The sequence below is a fragment of the Simiduia sp. 21SJ11W-1 genome (genome assembly GCF_024138675.1).
Classification (GTDB): Bacteria; Pseudomonadota; Gammaproteobacteria; order Pseudomonadales; family Cellvibrionaceae; genus Simiduia.
The window spans coordinates 3842926-3863142 of record NZ_CP090959.1 but is presented as its reverse complement, the minus strand read 5'-3'; the positions used below and the strand labels follow the sequence as shown (position 1 = coordinate 3863142).

General features: G+C 54.7%; 26 protein-coding genes. 14 read left to right on the top strand and 12 right to left on the bottom strand.

Going from position 1 to position 20217, the window contains the following annotated elements:
- Nucleotides 1-9 precede the first annotated feature (9 nt).
- The 6 genes from L1F30_RS17055 to L1F30_RS17030 all read left to right on the top strand — a co-directional run bounded on the left by L1F30_RS17055 (nucleotide 10) and on the right by L1F30_RS17030 (nucleotide 2890).
- Nucleotides 10-396: an MAPEG family protein gene (locus L1F30_RS17055; protein ID WP_253358036.1), complete on the top strand. Its 387-nt coding sequence runs from the start codon at nucleotides 10-12 to the stop codon at nucleotides 394-396.
- A 45-nt stretch (nucleotides 397-441) separates the two neighbouring features.
- Complete coding sequence (locus L1F30_RS17050; protein ID WP_253358035.1) at nucleotides 442-978, top strand: DUF2058 domain-containing protein; 537 nt, start codon at nucleotides 442-444, stop codon at nucleotides 976-978.
- Complete coding sequence (locus L1F30_RS17045) at nucleotides 978-1541, top strand: DUF1415 domain-containing protein (RefSeq protein WP_253358034.1); 564 nt, start codon at nucleotides 978-980, stop codon at nucleotides 1539-1541. The genes L1F30_RS17050 and L1F30_RS17045 overlap by 1 nt, the downstream gene beginning before the upstream one ends.
- Nucleotides 1542-1576: 35 nt before the next feature.
- Nucleotides 1577-2017 carry a lactoylglutathione lyase gene (gene gloA / locus L1F30_RS17040; RefSeq protein WP_253358033.1) on the top strand — a complete coding sequence of 147 codons (441 nt, stop codon included), beginning with the start codon at nucleotides 1577-1579 and terminating at the stop codon, nucleotides 2015-2017.
- Nucleotides 2017-2388, top strand: a complete 372-nt coding sequence (locus L1F30_RS17035; protein ID WP_253358032.1) for a cupin domain-containing protein — start codon at nucleotides 2017-2019, stop codon at nucleotides 2386-2388. Before gloA ends, L1F30_RS17035 begins: the two co-directional genes overlap by 1 nt.
- Nucleotides 2389-2470: 82 nt before the next feature.
- Nucleotides 2471-2890 carry a VOC family protein gene (locus L1F30_RS17030; protein WP_253358031.1) on the top strand — a complete coding sequence of 140 codons (420 nt, stop codon included), beginning with the start codon at nucleotides 2471-2473 and terminating at the stop codon, nucleotides 2888-2890.
- A 19-nt stretch (nucleotides 2891-2909) separates the two neighbouring features.
- Here the strand turns inward: L1F30_RS17030 and L1F30_RS17025 are convergent, their stop codons facing one another.
- Nucleotides 2910-3662 (bottom strand): tRNA-uridine aminocarboxypropyltransferase, encoded by a 753-nt coding sequence (locus tag L1F30_RS17025; RefSeq protein WP_253358030.1) that lies wholly within the window; start codon nucleotides 3660-3662, stop codon nucleotides 2910-2912.
- Nucleotides 3663-3786: 124 nt separating this feature from the next.
- Between L1F30_RS17025 and L1F30_RS17020 the strand changes: the two genes are divergently transcribed.
- Both L1F30_RS17020 and L1F30_RS17015 read left to right on the top strand, forming a co-directional pair.
- On the top strand, nucleotides 3787-4503 hold the full coding sequence (locus L1F30_RS17020; protein ID WP_253358029.1) for a ZIP family metal transporter: 717 nt from the start codon (nucleotides 3787-3789) through the stop codon (nucleotides 4501-4503).
- Nucleotides 4504-4556: 53 nt separating this feature from the next.
- The gene (locus L1F30_RS17015; protein WP_253358028.1) at nucleotides 4557-5240 is read left to right on the top strand and encodes a hypothetical protein; all 684 of its coding nucleotides are present in this window, start codon (nucleotides 4557-4559) and stop codon (nucleotides 5238-5240) included.
- Nucleotides 5241-5351: 111 nt separating this feature from the next.
- On the opposite strand, the gene pgi is transcribed toward L1F30_RS17015, so the two are convergent.
- Nucleotides 5352-6977, bottom strand: coding sequence for a glucose-6-phosphate isomerase (gene pgi / locus L1F30_RS17010; RefSeq protein ID WP_253358027.1), 1626 nt, complete (start codon nucleotides 6975-6977; stop codon nucleotides 5352-5354).
- A 123-nt stretch (nucleotides 6978-7100) separates the two neighbouring features.
- Here pgi and L1F30_RS17005 point away from each other — a divergent pair, with 123 nt between their 5' ends.
- From L1F30_RS17005 to L1F30_RS16990, 4 genes are all read left to right on the top strand, one after another.
- Nucleotides 7101-7922 carry a mechanosensitive ion channel family protein gene (locus tag L1F30_RS17005; protein WP_253358026.1) on the top strand — a complete coding sequence of 274 codons (822 nt, stop codon included), beginning with the start codon at nucleotides 7101-7103 and terminating at the stop codon, nucleotides 7920-7922.
- Nucleotides 7923-8021: 99 nt separating this feature from the next.
- Nucleotides 8022-8396: a PH domain-containing protein gene (locus tag L1F30_RS17000; protein WP_253358025.1), complete on the top strand. Its 375-nt coding sequence runs from the start codon at nucleotides 8022-8024 to the stop codon at nucleotides 8394-8396.
- Nucleotides 8397-8419: 23 nt separating this feature from the next.
- A complete protein-coding gene (locus L1F30_RS16995; protein WP_253358024.1) occupies nucleotides 8420-8728 on the top strand; it encodes a hypothetical protein in 309 nt (102 codons plus the stop codon).
- Nucleotides 8729-9176: 448 nt separating this feature from the next.
- Nucleotides 9177-9722 (top strand): PEP-CTERM sorting domain-containing protein, encoded by a 546-nt coding sequence (locus L1F30_RS16990; protein WP_253358023.1) that lies wholly within the window; start codon nucleotides 9177-9179, stop codon nucleotides 9720-9722.
- 75 nt (nucleotides 9723-9797) lie between these two features.
- Here the strand turns inward: L1F30_RS16990 and L1F30_RS16985 are convergent, their stop codons facing one another.
- From L1F30_RS16985 to L1F30_RS16950, 8 genes are all read right to left on the bottom strand, one after another.
- Nucleotides 9798-10655, bottom strand: coding sequence for a D-amino acid aminotransferase (locus tag L1F30_RS16985; protein WP_253358022.1), 858 nt, complete (start codon nucleotides 10653-10655; stop codon nucleotides 9798-9800).
- Nucleotides 10656-10786: 131 nt separating this feature from the next.
- Entirely contained in the window at nucleotides 10787-11653 is an 867-nt protein-coding gene (locus tag L1F30_RS16980) for a DUF4392 domain-containing protein (protein WP_253358021.1), read from the bottom strand.
- Complete coding sequence (locus L1F30_RS16975) at nucleotides 11650-12639, bottom strand: biotin-dependent carboxyltransferase family protein (RefSeq protein WP_253358020.1); 990 nt, start codon at nucleotides 12637-12639, stop codon at nucleotides 11650-11652. Before L1F30_RS16975 ends, L1F30_RS16980 begins: the two co-directional genes overlap by 4 nt.
- Nucleotides 12636-13343, bottom strand: a complete 708-nt coding sequence (pxpB, locus tag L1F30_RS16970; RefSeq protein WP_253358019.1) for a 5-oxoprolinase subunit PxpB — start codon at nucleotides 13341-13343, stop codon at nucleotides 12636-12638. Before pxpB ends, L1F30_RS16975 begins: the two co-directional genes overlap by 4 nt.
- Nucleotides 13340-14083, bottom strand: a complete 744-nt coding sequence (locus tag L1F30_RS16965; protein ID WP_253358018.1) for a 5-oxoprolinase subunit PxpA — start codon at nucleotides 14081-14083, stop codon at nucleotides 13340-13342. Before L1F30_RS16965 ends, pxpB begins: the two co-directional genes overlap by 4 nt.
- Before the next feature lie 27 nt (nucleotides 14084-14110).
- Complete coding sequence (locus L1F30_RS16960) at nucleotides 14111-14902, bottom strand: putative hydro-lyase (RefSeq protein ID WP_253358017.1); 792 nt, start codon at nucleotides 14900-14902, stop codon at nucleotides 14111-14113.
- A 229-nt stretch (nucleotides 14903-15131) separates the two neighbouring features.
- Nucleotides 15132-15704 carry a hypothetical protein gene (locus L1F30_RS16955; RefSeq protein WP_253358016.1) on the bottom strand — a complete coding sequence of 191 codons (573 nt, stop codon included), beginning with the start codon at nucleotides 15702-15704 and terminating at the stop codon, nucleotides 15132-15134.
- 100 nt (nucleotides 15705-15804) lie between these two features.
- Nucleotides 15805-15990 carry a CPXCG motif-containing cysteine-rich protein gene (locus tag L1F30_RS16950; RefSeq protein ID WP_253358015.1) on the bottom strand — a complete coding sequence of 62 codons (186 nt, stop codon included), beginning with the start codon at nucleotides 15988-15990 and terminating at the stop codon, nucleotides 15805-15807.
- Nucleotides 15991-16121: 131 nt separating this feature from the next.
- On the opposite strand from L1F30_RS16950, the gene L1F30_RS16945 reads away from it, so the two are divergent.
- Nucleotides 16122-18047 (top strand): aminotransferase class I/II-fold pyridoxal phosphate-dependent enzyme, encoded by a 1926-nt coding sequence (locus tag L1F30_RS16945; protein ID WP_253358014.1) that lies wholly within the window; start codon nucleotides 16122-16124, stop codon nucleotides 18045-18047.
- A gap of 82 nt (nucleotides 18048-18129) precedes the next feature.
- Nucleotides 18130-19158, top strand: coding sequence for a zinc-binding dehydrogenase (locus L1F30_RS16940; protein WP_253358013.1), 1029 nt, complete (start codon nucleotides 18130-18132; stop codon nucleotides 19156-19158).
- Between the two features lie 166 nt (nucleotides 19159-19324).
- Here L1F30_RS16940 and L1F30_RS16935 read toward each other — a convergent pair whose 3' ends face one another.
- Nucleotides 19325-19684 carry a VOC family protein gene (locus L1F30_RS16935; protein WP_253358012.1) on the bottom strand — a complete coding sequence of 120 codons (360 nt, stop codon included), beginning with the start codon at nucleotides 19682-19684 and terminating at the stop codon, nucleotides 19325-19327.
- A 29-nt stretch (nucleotides 19685-19713) separates the two neighbouring features.
- Nucleotides 19714-20202 (bottom strand): 2TM domain-containing protein, encoded by a 489-nt coding sequence (locus tag L1F30_RS16930; protein ID WP_371922640.1) that lies wholly within the window; start codon nucleotides 20200-20202, stop codon nucleotides 19714-19716.
- Between the last annotated feature and the right edge of the window lie 15 nt (nucleotides 20203-20217).

Below are 20217 nucleotides of genomic sequence, written 5' to 3'. Positions count from 1 at the left end.
GAAGCCATTATGTCTATCCCAATTTTTTGCCTGTTACTTGCAGCCCTGATGATTGTGATTTCAAAAGCGCCGGTGGCGGTGGCCATGGCCCGATTGGACGGCCGCTACGACAACCGCAACCCGCGTGCGCAGCAAGCCCGCCTTGAAGGATTTGGCGCCCGTGCACTGGCGGCACACCAAAACACCATTGAAGCCTTTCCGGTGTTTGCCGCCGGTGTGTTGGCCGCCCTCTGGGCCGGCGCCGATGGCCTGTGGACTAACGCGCTGTCTGTCACCTTCGTGGTGGCGCGCATAGGCTACCTGGTACTTTATTGGTACGACTGGGACAAAGTCCGTTCACTGGTGTGGGGCGTGGGCCTGTTATCAAGCTTAACCCTAATGGGGCTTGCCCTTTAGCGCCTGCCAGTGGCCGGTTGTTTATAATTTGGAAGATTACATCTCATGAGTTCACTACAAGATCAGCTGCTGAAAGCCGGCCTGGTTGACAAAAAAACCGCCAAGCAAGCCACCAAAGACAAACGCAAACAACAAAAGGTGGCGAAAAAATCTGCCCAACCCCAAGTGGATGAAACCAAACTTGCGGTAGAGCAGGCCCGTGCCGAAAAGGCCGCCCGCGATCGCGCCTTAAACGCCGAGCGCGACGCCGTGGCCCAACAAAAAGCCATTGCCGCCCAAATTAAACAAATGGTAGATACCAACAAACAAAGTAAGGGCGATGGCGATATTGCCTATAATTTTACCTTTGAGAAAAAAATCAAAAAGATCTATGTATCTGCAGCGGTACAAGCGCACCTGATTGCCGGGCGATTGGTTATTGTGGGCCTGGAAGATCGTTTTGAAGTGGTGCCTAAAGTCATTGCTGATAAAATCCAGGAGCGCGACCCGAACATGGTAGTAGTGGCGCCCAAACAGTCAGAGCCAGACAACGAAGACGACCCCTACGCCGACTACCAGATTCCCGATGATTTAATGTGGTAATGGCGGGCAGCGAAAGCGCCGCGAGCGCAATTATTTCCGCCACCGAGCAGTGGCTGCACGATGTTGTGATTGGTTTGAACCTCTGCCCCTTTGCGCGCAAGCCCGCCCGCAAAGGCGCCATACGCTATGCGGTAGCAAGCGCCACCGATGATGAAACGCTCATGGCCGAGCTGTTGCACGAATGCCAATTGCTTGATGAGCAGCCGGCAGACGCACTGGAAACCACACTGTTAATTGTGCCTGGCCATCTGCAAAGCTTTGAGGATTTCAATCATTTTTTAAATTTGGCAGATTGGCTGATAGAGCGGCACGAGTATGAAGGCGTGTACCAGCTGGCCACCTTTCACCCGCACTACCAGTTTGCAGGCACAGCACCCGATGACGCAGAAAATCTCACCAATCGCGCGCCTTACCCAATATTGCACTTACTGCGCGAGGCAAGCCTGACCCAGGTGTTGGAAAGCTACCCAAACCCCGAGGCCATTCCCGAGCACAACATTGCCAGAGTGCGCGGGCTTACACAGGCAGAGTGCAAAAAGTTATTTCCCTATTTATTTCGCTAGCAGGCCCGGGCTTGCTACAAAATTAAGGAGCCGTCATGCAATACCTGCACACCATGGTTCGCGTTGAAGATCTTGATGCATCCATTGATTTTTATTGCAATAAATTAGGCCTGATTGAAATCAGCCGCAAAGATAATGACAAAGGGCGCTTTACGCTGGTGTTTCTGGCAGCACCCGGGGATGAAGCGCGCGCCCGCGAACAGCAGGCACCCATGGTAGAGCTCACCTACAATTGGGACAAAGAGCAATACACTGGCGGGCGCAATTTCGGCCACTTGGCCTACCGGGTAGATGATATATACGCACTGTGTGAAAAATTACAAAGTGCCGGAGTGACCATCAACCGACCACCGCGCGATGGCTACATGGCGTTTGTGCGCTCGCCCGATGGCATCTCCATTGAGTTGTTGCAAAAAGGCGAGCCACTCGCGCCCCGTGAACCCTGGGCATCTATGGCCAACACGGGCGAGTGGTAGTGGCAGCCCCCACTGAAGTGGTAAATCTCGCGCAAAAGCTCGCGCTATTTGGCGATCACTGGGCCCCCAAAGTGATTGCAGAAATGAACGACTACCAGTTCAAACTCGTCAAACTCAAAGGCGAGTTCGTCTGGCACAGCCATGCCGATACCGACGAAGTATTTTTGGTGCTTTCCGGGCAGCTGGTGATCGAGCTGCGCGCAGGTCGGGTAGCGCTATCGGCCGGTGAACTCTATGTGGTGCCCAAGGGTGTAGAGCACAAGCCTGTGGCTATTGAAGAGTGCCAGGTAATGTTGATAGAGCCGCGCGGTGTGGTAAACACCGGTGCCGCCGGTGGTGCCTTGCAGGCAGAAAACGATGTGTGGATTTAATGCCTCATTGAGCATGCATAAAAGTCTTGCGATGCGCTGAGCGATTTTTATTTTTTAGAATTTGCAAATCAAGGAGGAACCCATGGGAATTAATCAACTGCAGGTGGTGGCCATAGATCACCTGGTATTGCGCACGGCCAACCTGGAAGCCATGTTGCAGTTTTACATGGATGTACTGGGGTGCCGGCTTGAGCGTGAAAACACAGAACTTGGTTTGTACCAGCTGCGTGCCGGTACCGGCCTCATAGACCTCATTACCGTTGATGGCGAATTAGGTAAACAAGGCGGCCCGGCACCCGGGCCACAAGGCAATAACCTGGATCACCTGTGCCTGCAAATAGAGCCGGAAACAGAAGCAGATATTCTGGCGTTTCTAAAGGCGCAAGGTCAGCCTGTTGAGGGCTTTGAAGAACGCTACGGCGCCCAGGGCTTTGGCCGCTCGCTGTACCTGCAAGACCCGGATGGCAACACCGTTGAATTGCGTTGCCACCAATACTCCTGATTGGCGGGCATAACACCAATTACATTGCAGGCGGCACAAGGTTGCGCCGCATGGCGGCGTAGTGTTTGTTAAACACCGCAAAGTAATCAAACAAATGCTGGCCCAATGGTATTTCACCGGCAAGCGATAAGGCCAAAGCCGCCGACTCCGCTGTAGATAAGTATTCATCGTGCGCGGCCACCCGGGTTGCATATTCACCCCGCGCGGCCGGGTTCAATTTCAGTGCCGGCACCTGTTGCAACCAGGGGCTCAGGTTGTACATGCGCCGGCCCTGCTTCCAGGTGCCATCCAGCACAAGCAGGGTGAGCAACCTGCTTGTGCTTTGCGGTTGGGTGAGTACCGGCCGCGGGCCGCCTTCATCGCCCGGGAAAATCACCAAGCATTCACGCGCGGGGTCTGCCAGCAGCGCAAGCAGGGCAGGGTGCGGGTGCAGCCTGTCCCAACAAAAGGCGTGGGTTTGGCCAGGAAAGCAATCGGCAATCAGCCTGCCCGTGTTAGTGGGTTTAAACAGCTCATCGCGGTGCATGATCAACACAAACTCCACAGGACTTGCTATAGGGCGCAAATGCGCGCACACGCAGTAGTTCGTTTTCAGTTGGCAGCGCGTGCAGCGCACCGCCAGAATGCCGCGGGCCTGGTAGCTGCGGGTTGAGCTTTGTAACACCTGTGCGCGCAAACGGTGGTAGGCCGTATACCCGATTGAATCCGGCTCGATTGTGCCGGTGCTGGCCGCAATGCCCTCAAGTGGCAGGGGTGGATTTTTTTCGGGCATAAACTACTACTCGTACAATTAAAAGTACGGCTAAAGGAAATGTGCTGGTGCGATTGTACAACACATTCTGTTAGGGTTTGGCTTACCGTTTTTCAATCGCGAGTTAACAACCAGTGAGGGCGCAATGCCAACTTACCTTAACCTGATTGTCATGGGCTTGATTGCCGGTTTGGCCATGCCTGTGGGTGCGCTCATTGCACGGTTTGAAAATATTCGCCCAAACTGGCTTGAGCAGGAATTTCGCCACACCGTTATCGCCTTTGGCGGCGGTGCATTGTTAAGCGCGGTGGCGCTGATACTGGTGCCAGATGGCATTGAAAAGGTGCCTCCTGGCCTTGCAAGCCTGTGCTTGCTTGTGGGTGGCGCGGCCTTTATGGCGCTGGATCGCTGGATGGCCGCCCGCAAAACCTCCGCCAGCCAGCTGGTGGCGATGCTTTCGGATTTTATTCCCGAATCTATCGCCTTGGGTGCCATGCTTGCACTTGGCGGCGGCGGTGCGGCATGGCTATTGGTACTGCTTATGGCGCTGCAAAATACGCCTGAAGGTTTTAATGCCTACCGCGAATTGCGTGCATCCACAAACACCACGGCCACAAAAATCATTCTGGCGTTTACGGCCATGGCGCTATTGGGGCCGTTGGCTGCATTGGTGGGGTATTTCTGGCTGTCTGATTTCCAAACACTGTTGGCCTGCATCATGTTGTTTGCAGCAGGCGGCATTTTATATTCCGTGTTTGGCGACATAGCGCCTAAGGCCAAGCTCGAAAATCACCGCGCGCCACCCATGGGCGCCGTGCTCGGCTTCACCTTGGGAGTGGTGGGGCATATGTTGGTTCAGTAGGTGTAATGTGATCAAAATTTTATCGAACGCTCAATAAGTGCCAAGGAGGCAAAGTGGAACAGAACAAATTTTTCATCACCGTTAATCGCATTAATTCAGTCCTGATACTGTTGGCAGCTTTAGGTGTTGTGATATTTACGCTGGTAGTGTCGTTTGTAGCTGGCGGCTCGCGAAGTGGTAATACTGTGACGGTTGCAGAATCCGAAGCTGCAAGCGAGCAAGTGGAATACCAGCTTGGCAATGTGAAACCTTTAGCGGGCCATAGCTCGTCTTACCTGGAGTTGCGTACAGCCCAAGGCGGGCGTGGATTTAAATCCGGTTATGGCAGCGGTAGCATACGCAACATTCTACTCATTAATAATGTTGACCTCAGTTCGCGCTGGTTATTTGAAACCCATGCCAATCTGATTAACTGCTTTTGTGAACTGAAAGCAGATGACTCATACAACAGCCGTGAGCCCGTAATTGCCGTTTATCTATCGCTAATAAATGAAGACAGTAATGGCGACGGCGAGCTTTCTGCATCAGATGCCATCACCCTTGTGCTGTTAAGCCCTGATGGCAAGCGTTACCTTGAGGTAGATAGCGGCATAGATTCTATTCTGGATTCCACTGTGTCAGTTGATGCAACAGATGTCACATTTATTGTGCGTAAAGGGCAAGACATTTTGGCGAAAAATTTCAGCCTTGAAAACTTTTCACTGCTAGCAGAAAGCCGCTTGGCGGGTATTAACTAGTGATTCTTCTGCGAATGCTCAGGTGGTCTGCAAAGGATATTCAGTGAACCATTGGCGGCGAGAAATTAGCGCCTTCTCACCGCCAATCATTTCTTGATAGAAGACTACCAATCAACCTTGTGCTTGCTTAAACCGCGTCATTAGCGCCGCTGTAGATCCGTCTACCTCAATCACCTTGTCGCCCACCAGTGCCGGGTGTATGTCGTTGCACAATTGCTTGCCAAGCTCTACACCCCATTGGTCGAAGGCGTTTATGCCCCAGATAACCGATTGCACAAACACCTTGTGTTCATACAGCGCAATTAACGCACCGAGGGTTTGCGGCGTGAGTTGCTCCATTAGCAGCGTATTGCTGGGGCGGTTGCCGGGCATTACTTTGTGGTGTGCCAAGGCCTTTGCTTCATCACTGCTGTAACCCATGGCCTCAAATTCGCTTTGGGCCTGGGCTTCATTTTTGCCAAGCATCAATGCGCGGCTTTGGCTGATGCAGTTGGCAAATAATTGCGAGTGGTGGTCACCCAGCGGGTTGTGGCTTTTAAGTGACACAATAAAATCCACTGGCACCAGCCGTGTGCCCTGGTGTAACAACTGGTGAAAAGAGTGCTGGCCGTTGGTGCCTGGCTCGCCCCAGATAATGGGGCCGCTGGCGTGCGCAAGATAGCCGCCATCCAGATAGGCTTGCTTGCCGTTACTTTCCATATCCAATTGTTGAATATATTTTGTGAAGGCGTTCAGGTAGTGATCGTAGGGCAAGATGGCGTGGGTTTCTGCCTGCCAGAAATTGGTGTACCACACACCCAGCATGGCCAGAATTACCGGCAAGTTTTCCGCAAGCGGCGCGCTGGTGAAATGTTCGTCCATATCGGCGGCGCCGCCCAGCAGCGCACGGAAATTACCCATACCGCAAGCCAATGCAATGGGTAGCCCAATGGCAGACCACAGCGAGTAGCGCCCGCCCACCCAATCCCACATGGGGAAGATGTTTTCGGCATCTATACCGAAGGCCTGCACCTTTTCAATGTTTACACTCACGGCCACAAAGTGGCGCGCCACTGCGGCCTCTTGTTTCAAGGTATTTAATAACCAGGCACGGGCAGAGCGGGCATTGGTGAGTGTTTCTGTAGTGGTGAAGGTTTTTGAAGCCACAATGAACAGTGTGGTTTCCGGGTCTAGATTTTTCAGCGTTTCGGTAAGGTCAGAGGCATCTACGTTGGAAACAAAATGCACCTTAAGCGTATCTACATGGTAGGGCGAGAGCGCGTGGGTGACCATAACCGGCCCAAGGTCTGAGCCACCAATCCCGATGTTCACCACATCGGTAATTTGCTTGCCGGTGTGCCCGCGCCAGTCGCCCTTGTGCACGGCGGCCACAAATTTTTCCATTTTATCCAGCACGGCGTTTACTTCGCGCAGTTGATCGGGCAGGTGATTGTTGCGCGCGCGCAGCGCGGTGTGCAGTACCTGGCGTTTTTCGGTGGTATTGATGGGCTGGCCTGAAAACATGGCGTGGATTTTTTCATTCAATCCCCGCTCTTGGGCGAGAGTCATCAGCTTGCCAATGGTTTCTTCTGTAACCAGATTTTTCGAATAATCCAAGGTAATTCCCGCCGCGCAGGCGCTAAACTGCGCTGCACGATTGGGTTGCTGCTGGAACAAATCAATCATCTTCAGCTGTTCAGCTTGCGTTTTATGGTGGGCGAGGGCCGCCCAGGCGGGTGCACTTGTTGGCTTGGTCATAAATCCTCCGAAAATTCGCGAGCCATTTTACACGCTTGGTGCGACTCTGTGGTCATTAATGATTGGTGTTGAGGGTTTCGGCCTATACTCTCAGTACTCGAAAATCCACCAGGGAGTGATGCCGTGAATACAGATCTGCAGCAAGTGAGTGAAATTTATCAGTTAATTGCTGAGTTCCTAGTGGCCTATAGCTTTCAGCTGTTGGGCGCGTTAATTATCTTTATTGCCGGTTGGATTGTTGCGGGCAAGGTGGCAGCGCTGGTGCAGCGTTTATGTGAGGCGCGCGATATAGATGTCACCCTAAGCCGCTTTATTGGCAGTACCGCCAAGATGGTACTGCTGCTAATGGTGGCGATTATGGCACTGGGCCAGCTGGGTATCAGCGTCACCCCCTTTGTGGCAGCGGTGGGTGCGCTCACCTTTGGCTTGTCGCTGGCGGCGCAAGGCTTGGTGAGTAATTACGGTGCCGGCGTGAATATTATTATCGGCAGGCCCTTTGTTGTGGGCGATACCATTTCCGTGTGCGGCGTTAGCGGCCAGGTTACCGACGTAAGGCTTGGGCAAACCCGGCTAATTAATGAAGACAAGGTGACTATTACCATTCCCAATAAGCACATCATTGGTGAAATTCTTCACAACTCCCACGCGCACACCCTGGTAGAGGCGCAAGTGGGCGTTGCCTATGGCTGCGACATGTCTCTCGCACTCAGTACCATCGAGCAGGCCATTCGCGCCACCGATGGTGTGGCCGAAGGCGCGCCGGTGGTGGGCATTGAAAACTTTGGCGATAGCAGCGTGAACGTGGGCTACCGCTACAAGGTGGCCACCGAGAAACTGTTCCAAACGAAGTTTGCGGTAAATAAGGCGATATTCGATGGCCTGAAAGCTGCGGCCATAGAAATTCCCTTCCCCCAGCGCGAGGTTAAGCTCACCCAAAGCCGGTAGACTCTGGGCCACAAACCGCCATTTGCCTTTTTCAGGCTGTGGCAGTAACGTGACGCCAGTGCTTTTACCCGATTAACTGCAGATTTTAAGGACGCACAAATGACAGACGCTCCGGCTCCGGGAACCAAATTCTCTGCCCACCCTGCCATGTTCAAGGCCAGGCCCTTCACGTTCATACTGTACGTTTTGTTGTGCGCAGTGGCTATTGGCTTTCTGATTTTGATGGTGTGGTACCTGAAGTGTAAATCTACCAAGCTTGAAATCATTGCCGACGAAGTGGTACTCGAGCGCGGCCTGTTAAGCAAAGAGCGTATTGAGCTTGGCATTGCCAGCATCCGCTCGGTGCGGGTGTACCAAAGTTTCATTAACCGCATTACCGGCGTAGGTAAAATTACGGTTTACACCGCAGGCGATAACCCCGAGTTTGAAGTAGAGGGTATTCCAGAGCCCAACCGTTTTCGCGAGTTGACCTAGGCCTATTTTTTCAGGGTGCCCTCATGACCACAGACGCTCAAGATAAAAAAGAATCGCGCAAATTATTGATTGTCATCATTGTACTGCTAGTGGCGGTGGCTGCTGCGCTGCTGTTAATGGTGCCCATGGCTGCAGAATTCATCCAAACAGAATTAGAGCCGGGTGTGGGCATGAAGCAGGCGGCGGTTATTTCGTTTTTTATTACGGTAGTCACACTGGCCTTTTTCGCCATTACCGCAGGCGACGGCCTCTTGGGTGAATTGCAGTTTATGTTGGCCGGGTTCTTTTCATTTTTTGTGGTGTTGTGGTTGTTGATTGCCTGGGTGTTTTAATGCGCTAGCAACTACATGCCGAATTGTTAATCACACTATCCCGCCAAGCAGTCTGCGCCAAATGGCGAAGCCATTTATAAAGTCACGCGCTTTATCAAATAGTTAATTCACGGATGCCCGCAACAATCAATAAGGCGCATTGGGCGCCTTATTGATTGTTGCGAATTTCTGTTTTCCGCGTTTTTGATCCTAGGGCGCATTTGTGCATTCTGGCATACCCCTGCTACTTTGCCGTTCGGTCTATCTACCTTTATCAACTCACGCATGGGCACCGGTAGTGTTTTTCTTCATTTTCCCTGAGCGGTGTCGAATTGTTTTACATGATGTTCGGCTTAGAATTCTAAGTTATTGATATATATGTGTTTTATTCTTGGCTGCATAATTGCATAAGCAGGAGAGTGCTTTTGGTTAAGCACGTAAATTTTGTAACCAAAAAGGAATTAGAACAATGATAAAACTACGTGTTTTACGAAAGATATTGCTTGCAGCAACCACAGTGTTTGTAAGTTTTTGCTCTGTTTCTGCAATGGCGCATTTGCAAGAGTTTGCATGGAACGAAAATGCAGATGGCACCATCGACTTTTTTGGGTCGAGCTATCACGGCAGCTTGGCATCTGCCACTAGCAGTGGTTTGGTATTAAACGGCACGTCTTTCAATTACACCTCTTTTACAGCAACCTCTGATGCAAGTTGGTCTAACTTCTTGGCGACTGAGGCGGATGGCTTTCAATTTATCGAAGATTTTGCCTCTGTATCGGGCTTTGCCAAGTTCACATTGTCACTGGCGGATATTAACTTATTAGGTTGGAGTGCCGGTGCTAATGCATTTACCGCCTCGGTATTCTCCTCTGGGCCGCAATTTGTAGATATCAATGGCAACGGTACACAATATACGAACACCATTGTGCGCTCAGTGCCCGAGCCTGCGGGTGCCGCACTACTGGCGTTGGCCTTAGGCTTGATGGGCTTTGCACGTCGCAGGGCTGCTAAATAGCGTTCCGGTAATTTAAAATATTTTAAGCACAAAAAAGGGCGCCAAGGGCGCCCTTTTTATTGTCTGGCTAATAGGCTAGTAATCGTAGCGGTGCTCGGCAAAGGCAGTTTCTGCAGCTAGCCATGTATCACCTATGTCGCCTGTGCCAATGGTTTTTCCATCTACCAAGGTGACTGGTGCAATTTCTTTTGATGAGCTGGTAATCCACACTTCATCGGCATTGTAGAGTTCATCAAGGGTGATGGTACGCTCTACTACGGGGATTTTTGTATACTTTTTTAGCACATCAATCAGAATCAATCGGGTAATGCCGGGCAGCAATTGGTTGTCCAACGGTGGGGTAATAACTTCACCGCCTTTAACTATGAACACATTACACGCACTGGCCTCGGTAACTTCTTTCCTGGCGTTGTATAAAATGGTTTCGTTGTTGCCGGCGGCATGGCCTTGCTGGAAGTGCATTACATTGCCAAGCAGAGCGGTAGATTTGATATTGCAGCGGCGCCAGCGCAAATCTTCCGTGGTGGAAACCTTGTAGGCGCGGGCTTTACTTTTATCGGCCACGGGCGCTGCGGGAATTTCAAAGGTAAAGGCAAACACCGTGGGGGTTACGCCTTCCGGGTAGGCGTGAAAGCGTTTGGTGTCTGCGCCGCGGGAAACGTGCAGGTAAACGCCCAGGTTGCCGTTGCCGTTTTTCTCACACAGCTGCTCACACAAGGTGCGCCATTGCTCGTGGCTCCAATTCAGGCCGATTTCAATCAGCCCCAGGCCCTCTTGCATGCGATCTATGTGCGGGCCAAAGCCCACAAGCTTACCGCCATAGGAAGGGATAACCTCGTAAATGCCATCGCCAAATAAAAAGCCGCGATCCAAAGGTGAAATGCGGGCCTGATCCAGGGGAAGAAACTCGCCGTTTAAATATGCGATAGACATAGTGACTCTCTGTTAAATTTTTAGATTGCTACAAATTTTTGACTTCAATTGTCTGGTGTTGAACTTCTGTAAAAAACGCCCGGTTTACCTTAGCGACGGCCGGTTTCCGCACGGCCGGCCATAAGGCAAAACTATGTCGGTATAAACCCCGTGGCCTTGCGCAGGTCTTCAATTAACTGCAAGCCAATTTCAGGCTCCAGGCCATCTTCGGTGAGTTCGTTGCGCCGGGTTACGCCGTCTACGCTATTGCCCGCCGACAGGTACTCAAGCATAGCCACCATGTCGATGTTGGCGAGTAAATCTTCACCGCGCATATAGCCAAGCAGGGCAATCAAACCGTGCGCCGCCCAGTTGGACACATCGGCAATCACCAGCTCATCAACGCAGGTGGCGGCGGGCACTATGTCGAGCTTGGCCAAATGCTCGTAGACGTTGCCCATGCCGATCTCGTTGCCGCCATCGCCAATACCGATGGAGGGACAGTCGGCCAGTTCTATGAAGGTATCAAAGCGGGCAGTGCCGGCGCTAATGTCTTCGCCGCGCATGTTGTGATAGTGGCCGTTCTTGGCAAGGCCCGGGCGCTCGATGGCAATAATTAAAGAAGGCGTTAATTGCGCCAGTGCGGCGCGCACGCCGGCTGCGTGTTCATCCAGGCAATCTGGCTTGCCCACGCGGATTTCGTGTAGCCGGTAGCGTTTGGCAAGCTCTGTTGAAAGCGGCGGGCCGCACACCAATACAGGGTTTAAGCCAATGCGCTCTAAGGTTTCATAAAGTGCTATGGCGCCTACCGGGCCATCGGTTTCAAAGGTGCCCACCACCGGGAAGCCCGTGGCAATAAGCACAGTGCCTTGGGCCTTGTTAATCAGCTGGGCCGCGCGCGCCAGGTAGCCAGGGCGCAGGGCGCTTTGCAGCTGTTTCATGCCGCGCGGGTTGCGGCGCACCAGCATGTCTTCAAGCTGGTGGGAAAGGGCCGTTAGTTCAGAGCCTGGGGCTGTCATGATGGGGTTTCCAATTGTTTCAGGGCCTGTTGGCGGCGGCGCTCGGCCAGCAGCAACTCGGCGTGGGCGCAGGCGGCATCCATGGGGGCAAAGCGCACCTTGGCGCCGGGCATCAGCTGGGCAAGCAGGTGCAGGTCGCCTGTGAATACGCTGCCGATTTTCGGGTAGCCACCAATGGTTTGGCGATCGTTGAGCAAAATAATAGGCTGGCCATCGGCGGGCACTTGAATGGCGCCCAGGCAAATGCCCTCAGACACAATGCCCCCCAGCGCGCATTTGAGCGCCGGGCCGCTGAGCCTGAAGCCCATGCGATCGCACTGTTGGCTCAGGCTGTATTCGTTGCTGTAAAACAGCGCCCGCTGGGCCGTACTGAAATGCGCCACCTGGTAGCCTTCCAGCACCCGCAAGGTAGGCGTGGTGGCGTATTCGGGGCGCAACGGCTCGGGCAGGCGGGCAAGCGCCGGTGCGTCGGCGGGCGGATTCAAGGGCAGTGTGGTGCCTGCGCCCAGTGCTTTGCCATCCAGCCCGCCAATGCTTTCGCGCACAACGGTCGCCGTTGAGCCAAACTCCGGCGCCACGGCAAAGCCGCCGGCCACGGCCAAATAGGCGCGCGCGCCGGATTCGGCAAAGGCCAGTTTCACCAGGCTGCCCGCGGGCACCCGGTGGCTTTGCCAGAGGGGCTGGGGCTTGCCGTCTATGCTAAGCGGCATTTGGGCGCCGGTGACTGCCAGGGTAAGCGGCGTATCGGCGCGCAGTTCCAGGCCGCCTACGCTCACTTCAATGGCGGTGGCCTCGGGTGCGTTGCCCACCAGTGCGTTGGCCCAGAAAAAGGCCTCGGCATCCAGTGGCCCGCCGGTGGTTAGCCCCAGGCCATGCTGGCCAAAGCGGCCGGCATCCATCAATAGCGCCAATACGCCCGGTTTGACCAGGGTGGCGTGTGGCTGGGTGTGCGCTTGGGTGTTCGTTGACGTGTTATCGCTGCTCACAGGCTGCCTCCCAGCGCTAAATACTCTTCGCGCGAAATAGCGTAAAACTGCACCTGATCGCCGCTTTGTACGGGCATGGTGGGTTCGGCTTTCGGGTCGAACATGGGCGTGGGGCAGCGGCCGATCAGGTTCCAGCCACCCGGTGATGGCGCCGGGTACACGGCTGTCTGCCGGTCGGCAATGGCCACCGCACCCTTGGGCACTTTGGTTCTGGGTGTGGCCAGCCGGGGCGCGGCTATGCGCTCGTCTACTTCACCCAGGTAGGCAAAGCCCGGTGCGAAGCCAATGGCATACACCCGGTAAAGGGTTTCTGTGTGAATACTTACTACCTCTGCAACGCTTAGCTTTGCGCGCTCGGCGAGTGCTTCCAAATCGGGGCCGGCCTCCGGGGCATAGTACACGGGCAAGCGCACAAGCTGGCTTACGCGCCCGGCGGTGGCTTCACCCTGGGCGCAGCGCTTGAGTGTGGCGCGCACGGTGAGTGGGTCTGCTTCGAGAGGGTTGTAAGTGACCAGTAGCGAGCCGTAAGAGGGCACCATGTCTACCAGCCAGCAGGGGGCGGCGGCGCGCAGGGCGCTGGCGCAGGCGGCCACGGCGCTGGCGGCTTGGTCGTCTATGCCGGCATCGGGAGCGCCAAAATAGGCAATCATGGCGTTGGCACCGGCGGTTTCTATGGCCAGTAGCGGGCGCTTATCATCACTCATGCAGCGGCCCCGCTCAGCAGCGCCCGAATCTCGGCGATGGCGGCCACACCTGCTGCGTTGTCGCCGTGTACACACAGGGTATCTACCGCAAGGTTGAGGGTGTTGCCGCTCACGGTGGTGATGGTGCCCTGTTCGGCCAGTTGCTTAACTTGGGCCATCATTTTTTCGTGGTTGTGCACAGCGCCCGGTTTGCTGCGCGCGAGCAGTTTGCCGTCGTCGTCGTAGCAGCGGTCGGCAAAGGCTTCAAACAACAGTTCAATGCCCAATGCCTTGGCCTCTGCGCTGTGCTGGCTGGCCTCGGGTGTGGCCTGCAGCATTAATTTCACCGGCCGGTGGTAGCTGGCCACCGCGGCCATGATGGCGGCGCGCACGTCGGGCTTTGCCATCATGTCGTTGTAGAGGGCGCCGTGGGGTTTTACATAGCCAATGTGTAGCCCCTGGGCCTGGGCCATGCCGTCGAGGGCGGCCATTTGGTAGAGCATCAGGGCCTGAATTTCATCGCTGCTGCAGTTCATGGAGCGGCGGCCAAAGCCTACAAGATCGGGGTAGCTGGGGTGTGCGCCCACGCTCACGCCGTGGGTGGCGGCCAGGGCAAGGGTGCGGCGCATAATGAGCGGGTCGCCGGCGTGAAAGCCACAGGCGATGTTGGCCTGGTCTATGTGGGGCATGGCTTGTTCATCCATGCCCATGGTCCAGGAGCCGAAGCTTTCACCCAAGTCGCAGTTCAATAACAAAGGCATTGCAGTCTCACTTGTTGGCGGTTTGGTTTACAGAATGGCCAGCTTGGCGTTGGGGATATCGGTAACCAGCATGCAGCCCGGGCTGTGGGTAATACAGAAGGGCGGTTTGGCCTGCATGATGGCTGCCTGCGGGGTGACGCCACAGGCGGTGAATACGGGTACTTCGCCGGCCTTGATGGTTACGGCGTCGCCGTAGTCTGGTGCGTGCAGGTCGGCAATGCCAATGGCTGCCGGGTCGCCAAAATGAATGGGCGCACCGTGAACCGAGGGAAAGCGCGAGCAAATCTGAATCATGCGGATGGCATCGGCCGGCACAAACGGGCGCATGCTCACCACCAGGTTGCCGCTAAAGCGCCCGGCAGGGGCGCAGGCCAGGTTGGTATTGAACATGGGCACATTAACACCCTCGCTGATGTTGCGAATGTCCAGCCCGTCGGCCAGCAGGGCCTCTTCAAAGGAAAACGAACAGCCAATAAGGAAGGTTACCAAGTCGTCTTGCCAGTGCTCGCGCACATCGCCCACTTCGCCTGCCAGCTCGCCATTGCGCCAAAGGCGGTAGCGCGGCAGGTCGGTGCGAATATCTACATCCACACCGGCGGCGCTCATGAGCGGGTTGCCTGGCTCGTCGCTCATGGCGATCAGCGGGCAGGGCTTGGGGTTTTTCTGGCAGAACTGTAAAAACTCGGCCGCCCAATCTTTTGGCAGAATGGCCAGATTGCACTGCACGAAACCGGGTGCCTGGCCCGAGGTATTGGCAGCAAAGTCGCCGGCGCGAATGGCGCGGCGCAGCTCGGCCGGTTGGCTGAACAGCTGTGTCATGACATTGTTCTCGAAAGCGTTCCAAAGGGAATGGCGTTAAAACCCTGAACCGATAAAGGCTACAGGGTGTTTTGTGTCGCGTACATGGGTAAATGGTTGAACTTATGTTCAAGCATTGCCCACCTAACGGCGTTTTGCGCCAATCATAGCGCCGACCCAGGTGGGCGTGGCAATGGGCGCCTATCGGCAGTACCGATAGAAACCCCAGTTAACCACTCTAGCAGCGGGGCTACTTCAGGCCAACAATCAGGGTGTCTTCCACTATGCGGTAGTAGGGCATGTAGAGGTCTGGCAGCTCCGGGCTTTGCGAGCGGCCAAACAGGTTGAATACCAGCTTGTCTTGCCAGAATTCATCCAGGCTTTGCGAACACTTAAAGCCGCCCTCCACTACATCGTTTCTGTGTTTGAAGGGTTGGTCTATATAGTGAAAAGCGGCACAGGGAATGATGGCGGTGTACCACTTGTGAAAGCCAAACATCAGGTAGCCGTGATTGCGATCGAAGGAATACACCTTGATGGGGTAGGCCTCGCGGCTGGTGCGTTCGGGCGGGTCTACCACGGGTTTGGCTTTGATGATGCGGCCATCGTACTGGCCGGCCAACAATTCAGAGCGTGGGCGGATGATTACCAACTGCTGGCCGTGCCACTCGCGGTAAAGCGGTTTATCCACCGGAATCTCGGCCAGCGGAATTTCAAGTTCGTAGTGATCTTCGCTACCAAGCAGCAAAAACACAACGCCCACAAGCGCCAAAATCAGTGCGGCGGTGGCGATTTTTACAGGGGTGCTGGCACGGGTGCTCAAAGGTGTATTCCGGCAAATAAATCCGCAGGGCGGTAAGGCACAAGCATTAGATGGGGCAAAAGTGCCACGTTAACGCCGGTGGTGCAATGGGGCTGTGCGCTCAGATTTCGTTTTCATGGCTCACATCTACCTGGGGCTGGCCTTCGTGCACCCACACCCGCACGTTAATGGGCCGGCAGCACACCTCGCAATCTTCAATATATTGGGCATCGCCGGCAGACACATCCACCAGCAGGCTGATGGTTTCGCCGCAGTAGGGGCAAGACGTAAAAACCTCGTCGAGCATAGATTCTCCCTTTGTATCCGCCGTCCATACTACCCTAAGTGGGTCATACGGTGCCAAATGGCCAGTCTGGCTTTTTACACTTGCAGCAGTTCCTGTTGTAATTGGCGGTTAACGTTTTAAGGAGTGTTGAAATGCCTGAATGCCGGGTTGTATTGGTTACCGAAGACGCGAACTTTGCCAGCCGCTGGGTGAGTGAGTTAACGCAAGTGGCAGAGGCCGATACCAGCTCGCCCATTCGCTTGCGCTTTTCCCACTGCAAAGCAGCCCAGTTGGGCGAGCAGCTGATGCACGGCGAAACCCAGATAGTCGCGCTGGATGAAGCGAGCCTGGGCAGCCAGTCGCTCGATACAAGTTTTGATCAGGTGCGCAATACCCGCGCCGAGATCGATTGTATTTTGCTAACCGATGGCAAAATGCCCGATGAAGACGCCGAATTCGAAGGTGTGATCTCACGGGCTGAATCCAATTACGGCGTGGTATACCGCACCTTGCGGCGCGAACTTTTCGAGCGCACCGCAACACCCTTTGCCGATGCCCTAAAAGAGTATGTGTACGCCGCCAAAGATTCCTGGCATACCCCCGGCCACTCCAGTGGCGACAGCCTAAGCTCCAGCCCCTGGGTGGTGGATTTCTATCGCTTCATGGGCGAGCACCTGTTTAACACCGATTTATCGGTGAGCGTAAAAATGCTCGATTCGCTCATGGAGCCTATGACCGTAATTCGCCAGGCGCAAAACCTTGCGGCCAGAACCTTTGGTGCTCGCCACACCTATTACGTAACCAATGGCACCTCAACCTCTAATAAAGTGGTACTGCAATACCTCATGCGCCACGGCGACAAGGTGATTGTGGATCGCAACTGCCACAAGTCTGTGCACCACGCCATGATCATGAGTGGCTCGGTGCCTGTGTATTTGGAGTCGTCGGTTAATCAAACCTACGGCGTGTATGGGCCGGTATCCAAGGCGAAAATTTTTGCCGCCATCGATGCAAACCCGCAGGCGCGTTTGTTGATTTTGACCTCTTGCACCTACGATGGCCTGCGCTACGATTTAAAACCCATTATCGATTATGCCCACGCCCACGACATTCAAGTATTGATAGACGAGGCCTGGTATGCACACGGGCGCTTCCATCCGCAGTTGCGCCCCACAGCCCTGGAAGCCGGTGCCGATTTTGTTACCCACTCTACCCACAAAATGCTCTCGGCCTTTTCGCAGGCCTCAATGATTCACGTGGGCCACGGTGTGAAAAACTTTGATGCCCCGCGCTTTCGCGAAGACATCAACATGCACACATCAACCAGCCCCCAGTACGGCATGATTGCAAGCCTGGATGTGGCGCGCAAACAAATGAGCATTGAAGGCTTTAGCGTGCTCAATCGCACACTCAATTTTGCCCAGGAAATTCGCGATTACGTTGAGGCCAACACGCCCTTCAAATCGCTGGGTGTAGATGACCTCTGCGATGAAGAAGTCAAAGGCGATGGCATTCGCCTGGACACCACCAAAGTTACCATCGATGTGGGCTGTGCCGGCCTCTCTGCGCCCAAGGTGCAGGCGGTGTTATTTAACGACTACGGCATACAGGTAGAAAAAAACACCCACAACACCATCACCTTGCTGGTGACTATTGGCACCACCGAAAGCAAAGTGCTGCGCCTGAAACAAGCGCTCCATAAAATTGCCCAAACCGCACCCGGCACGCCCATGGAATACGCTCATCAGTCTATTCCGGCGCTCAGTAAAATTCGCGTACTCCCACGCACGGCGTATTTTGCCGATGGCGAAAAAGTACCGCTTACGCGCAATGCTGAAAAGTCAGATCTAGTGGGCCGGGTAGTGTGCGATGAAATTGTGCCCTACCCGCCGGGCATTCCTTTAGTGGTGCCCGGCCAGGAATTAACCGCAGAAATTCTTGGCGCCATTGCCAACTATGTGTACGAACGTACCGACCTGGAAATGCACGGTGTTCAGGTCATCAACGGCGAGCCCCACATCCGCGTGATGAAACCTGCGGCCGAAGCCAAGGGTAAAGAAGAGTTGGCATCACTGTAGGTACTAAACTGTCGGTACTAATTCGCACTGAACTTGAAATGCCCGTCTGTAGATGGGCATTTTTTTAATAATTGGAAATCGATTGAACACTAAACACAATCGCCAGGTGTGGCGCACACCCAAAGCCGGTGCCATTAGCCGTTTGGCGTTAGCTTATGAGCCTTTGGCCGAATTGGCGGCAGATCATATTCGCGTAGAGGTGAAGGCCGTGGGCCTGAACTTTGCCGATATCTTTGCGCTTACCGGTTTGTATTCAGCCACGCCTGAGGGCAGTTTTATTCCGGGGCTCGAATTTTCCGGCGTGGTAAGCGCGTTGGGCGCCAATGCGGCTACCAATCTTGTGCCCGGTGATCGCGTGTATGGGTGTATTCGCTTTGGTGGTTACACCAGTGTGGTGGATGTAAACCCCAATCATTGCCGCCTGCTGCCAGCCCATTGGAGCTTTGAGCAGGGCGCGGCCTTTCCTGTGCAAAGCTTAACGGCCTTTTATGCGCTTAAGTATTTAGCCGCAGTGCAAGCGGGCCAACGGGTGCTGGTGCATTCGGCAGCCGGTGGCGTGGGCTTGCAGGCCATGGCCATGGTGCGTGCCATGGGCGCACAGCCTGTGGGCAGTGTGCGTAGCCAAGCCAAACAGGCATGGTTAAAAGATTTGGGCTACAGCGATGTGATTGTGCGCGCGGGTGATTTCGCGCTTGCGCTGGCAGAATATTTACAGGGCCGACCACTGCACGCGGTGCTCGATGGCATAGGCGGCGAAGTGCAAAAGGCCTCGTTTGCAAGCCTCGCACCCATGGGCCGTTTGGTGGTGTTCGGTGCGGCAGAATTTACGCCCGGTAATCGCCCCAATTGGTTCACCGCTGCCTGGCGCTACTTGCGGCGCCCGCGCTACGATGTAATGAACATGATTTCAGAAAATAAATCGGTGCTGGCGTTTAATTTGATTTGGCTCTGGCAAGAGCAGGCGTTATTTGATGAATTGTTAAGCGGTTGTGAGGCGTTAAATTTGCCGGCCCCGCACGTGGGCCACACCTTCGCGTTCAATCAGGCGCACGAGGCTATTGCCTGTTTGCGCAGTGGCAACTCCGTGGGCAAGGTGGTGTTGCAGGTTTAGCCCGCGGCACACTAGATTTAGTTGGTGTGGGTAAAGCGCGGGCACCGTGGCCCACATGCGCCCCACACGCACCGGTGATCTTCTCATTCACCAGAGCAGCACTAACCGTATTATCCGGGTGGATGTCGGTGCGAAAGCCGGTCTCTAAGGGCCAACCTTAATGCTGCTAGATGCCTTGATCAGACCAAACGGCAAATTCATTGCCGCTGGGTTCCAGGAAGTGGAAGCGATGGCCGCCGGGAAAGCTGAAAGGGGCCTTGCAAATGCTGCCGCCCGCGGCCGTTACCTTGGCTTGGGTGGCGGCCAAATCCTTTGAGTAAAACACCAGCAGCGCGGCGCCTGTGGCGGTTGTCGAGGCGAGATCGGCACGGTAGAACCCGCCCTCTAAGCCCTGCTGGTTGAAGGCCGCGTAGTCTGGCCCGTAGTCGGTAAAGCGCCAGCCAAAGGCCTGTGTGAAAAATGCCTTGGTAGCCGCCAGATCCCGGGCGGGCAACTCCACATAGTTGAGCTTTTCGTGTTCGGCCATGGCGCTTCCTTTTGGGGTTTTGTTGCCGGCTACAGTTTTTTGCCCAGGCGTTTTTCCACCTGCTTGCGCTCCCAGTCCTGGCCAAAAAAGTTGGTGACTTCAAATACATTCAGGCCGTGAATCGCCACGCCTATGCCCCAACCCAGCGCTGGCCAGACCACCCACAAATACTCGGGGTTGGTAAGCAAATTCAGGATCAGTAAAAAGGTAATAAACACGCAGTAGCTGGTGAGGTTGGAATAGAAGCCCTTGAGATCGCGCACGTATTCGAGGGCGTCTTTCTCTTCTTCGGTCATTGTGTGGCGCAGCGTATTGAGTTGTTCGGGGGTCATGGTGTCTTCCTTTGGCTGTAGGGTTGAAAGTTCAACTTCAAATACAGCAGCGAGCGACTTCATGGTTTCTAACCCGGGGGTCTGGCCGCGTTCGATGCGCTGGATAGTGCGAACCGATACGCCTGATACTTCGGCCAGCTGCTCTTGCGACCAACCCTTTTGTAAACGTAACTTCCGGATAATCATGGTGTCCTCCAAGCT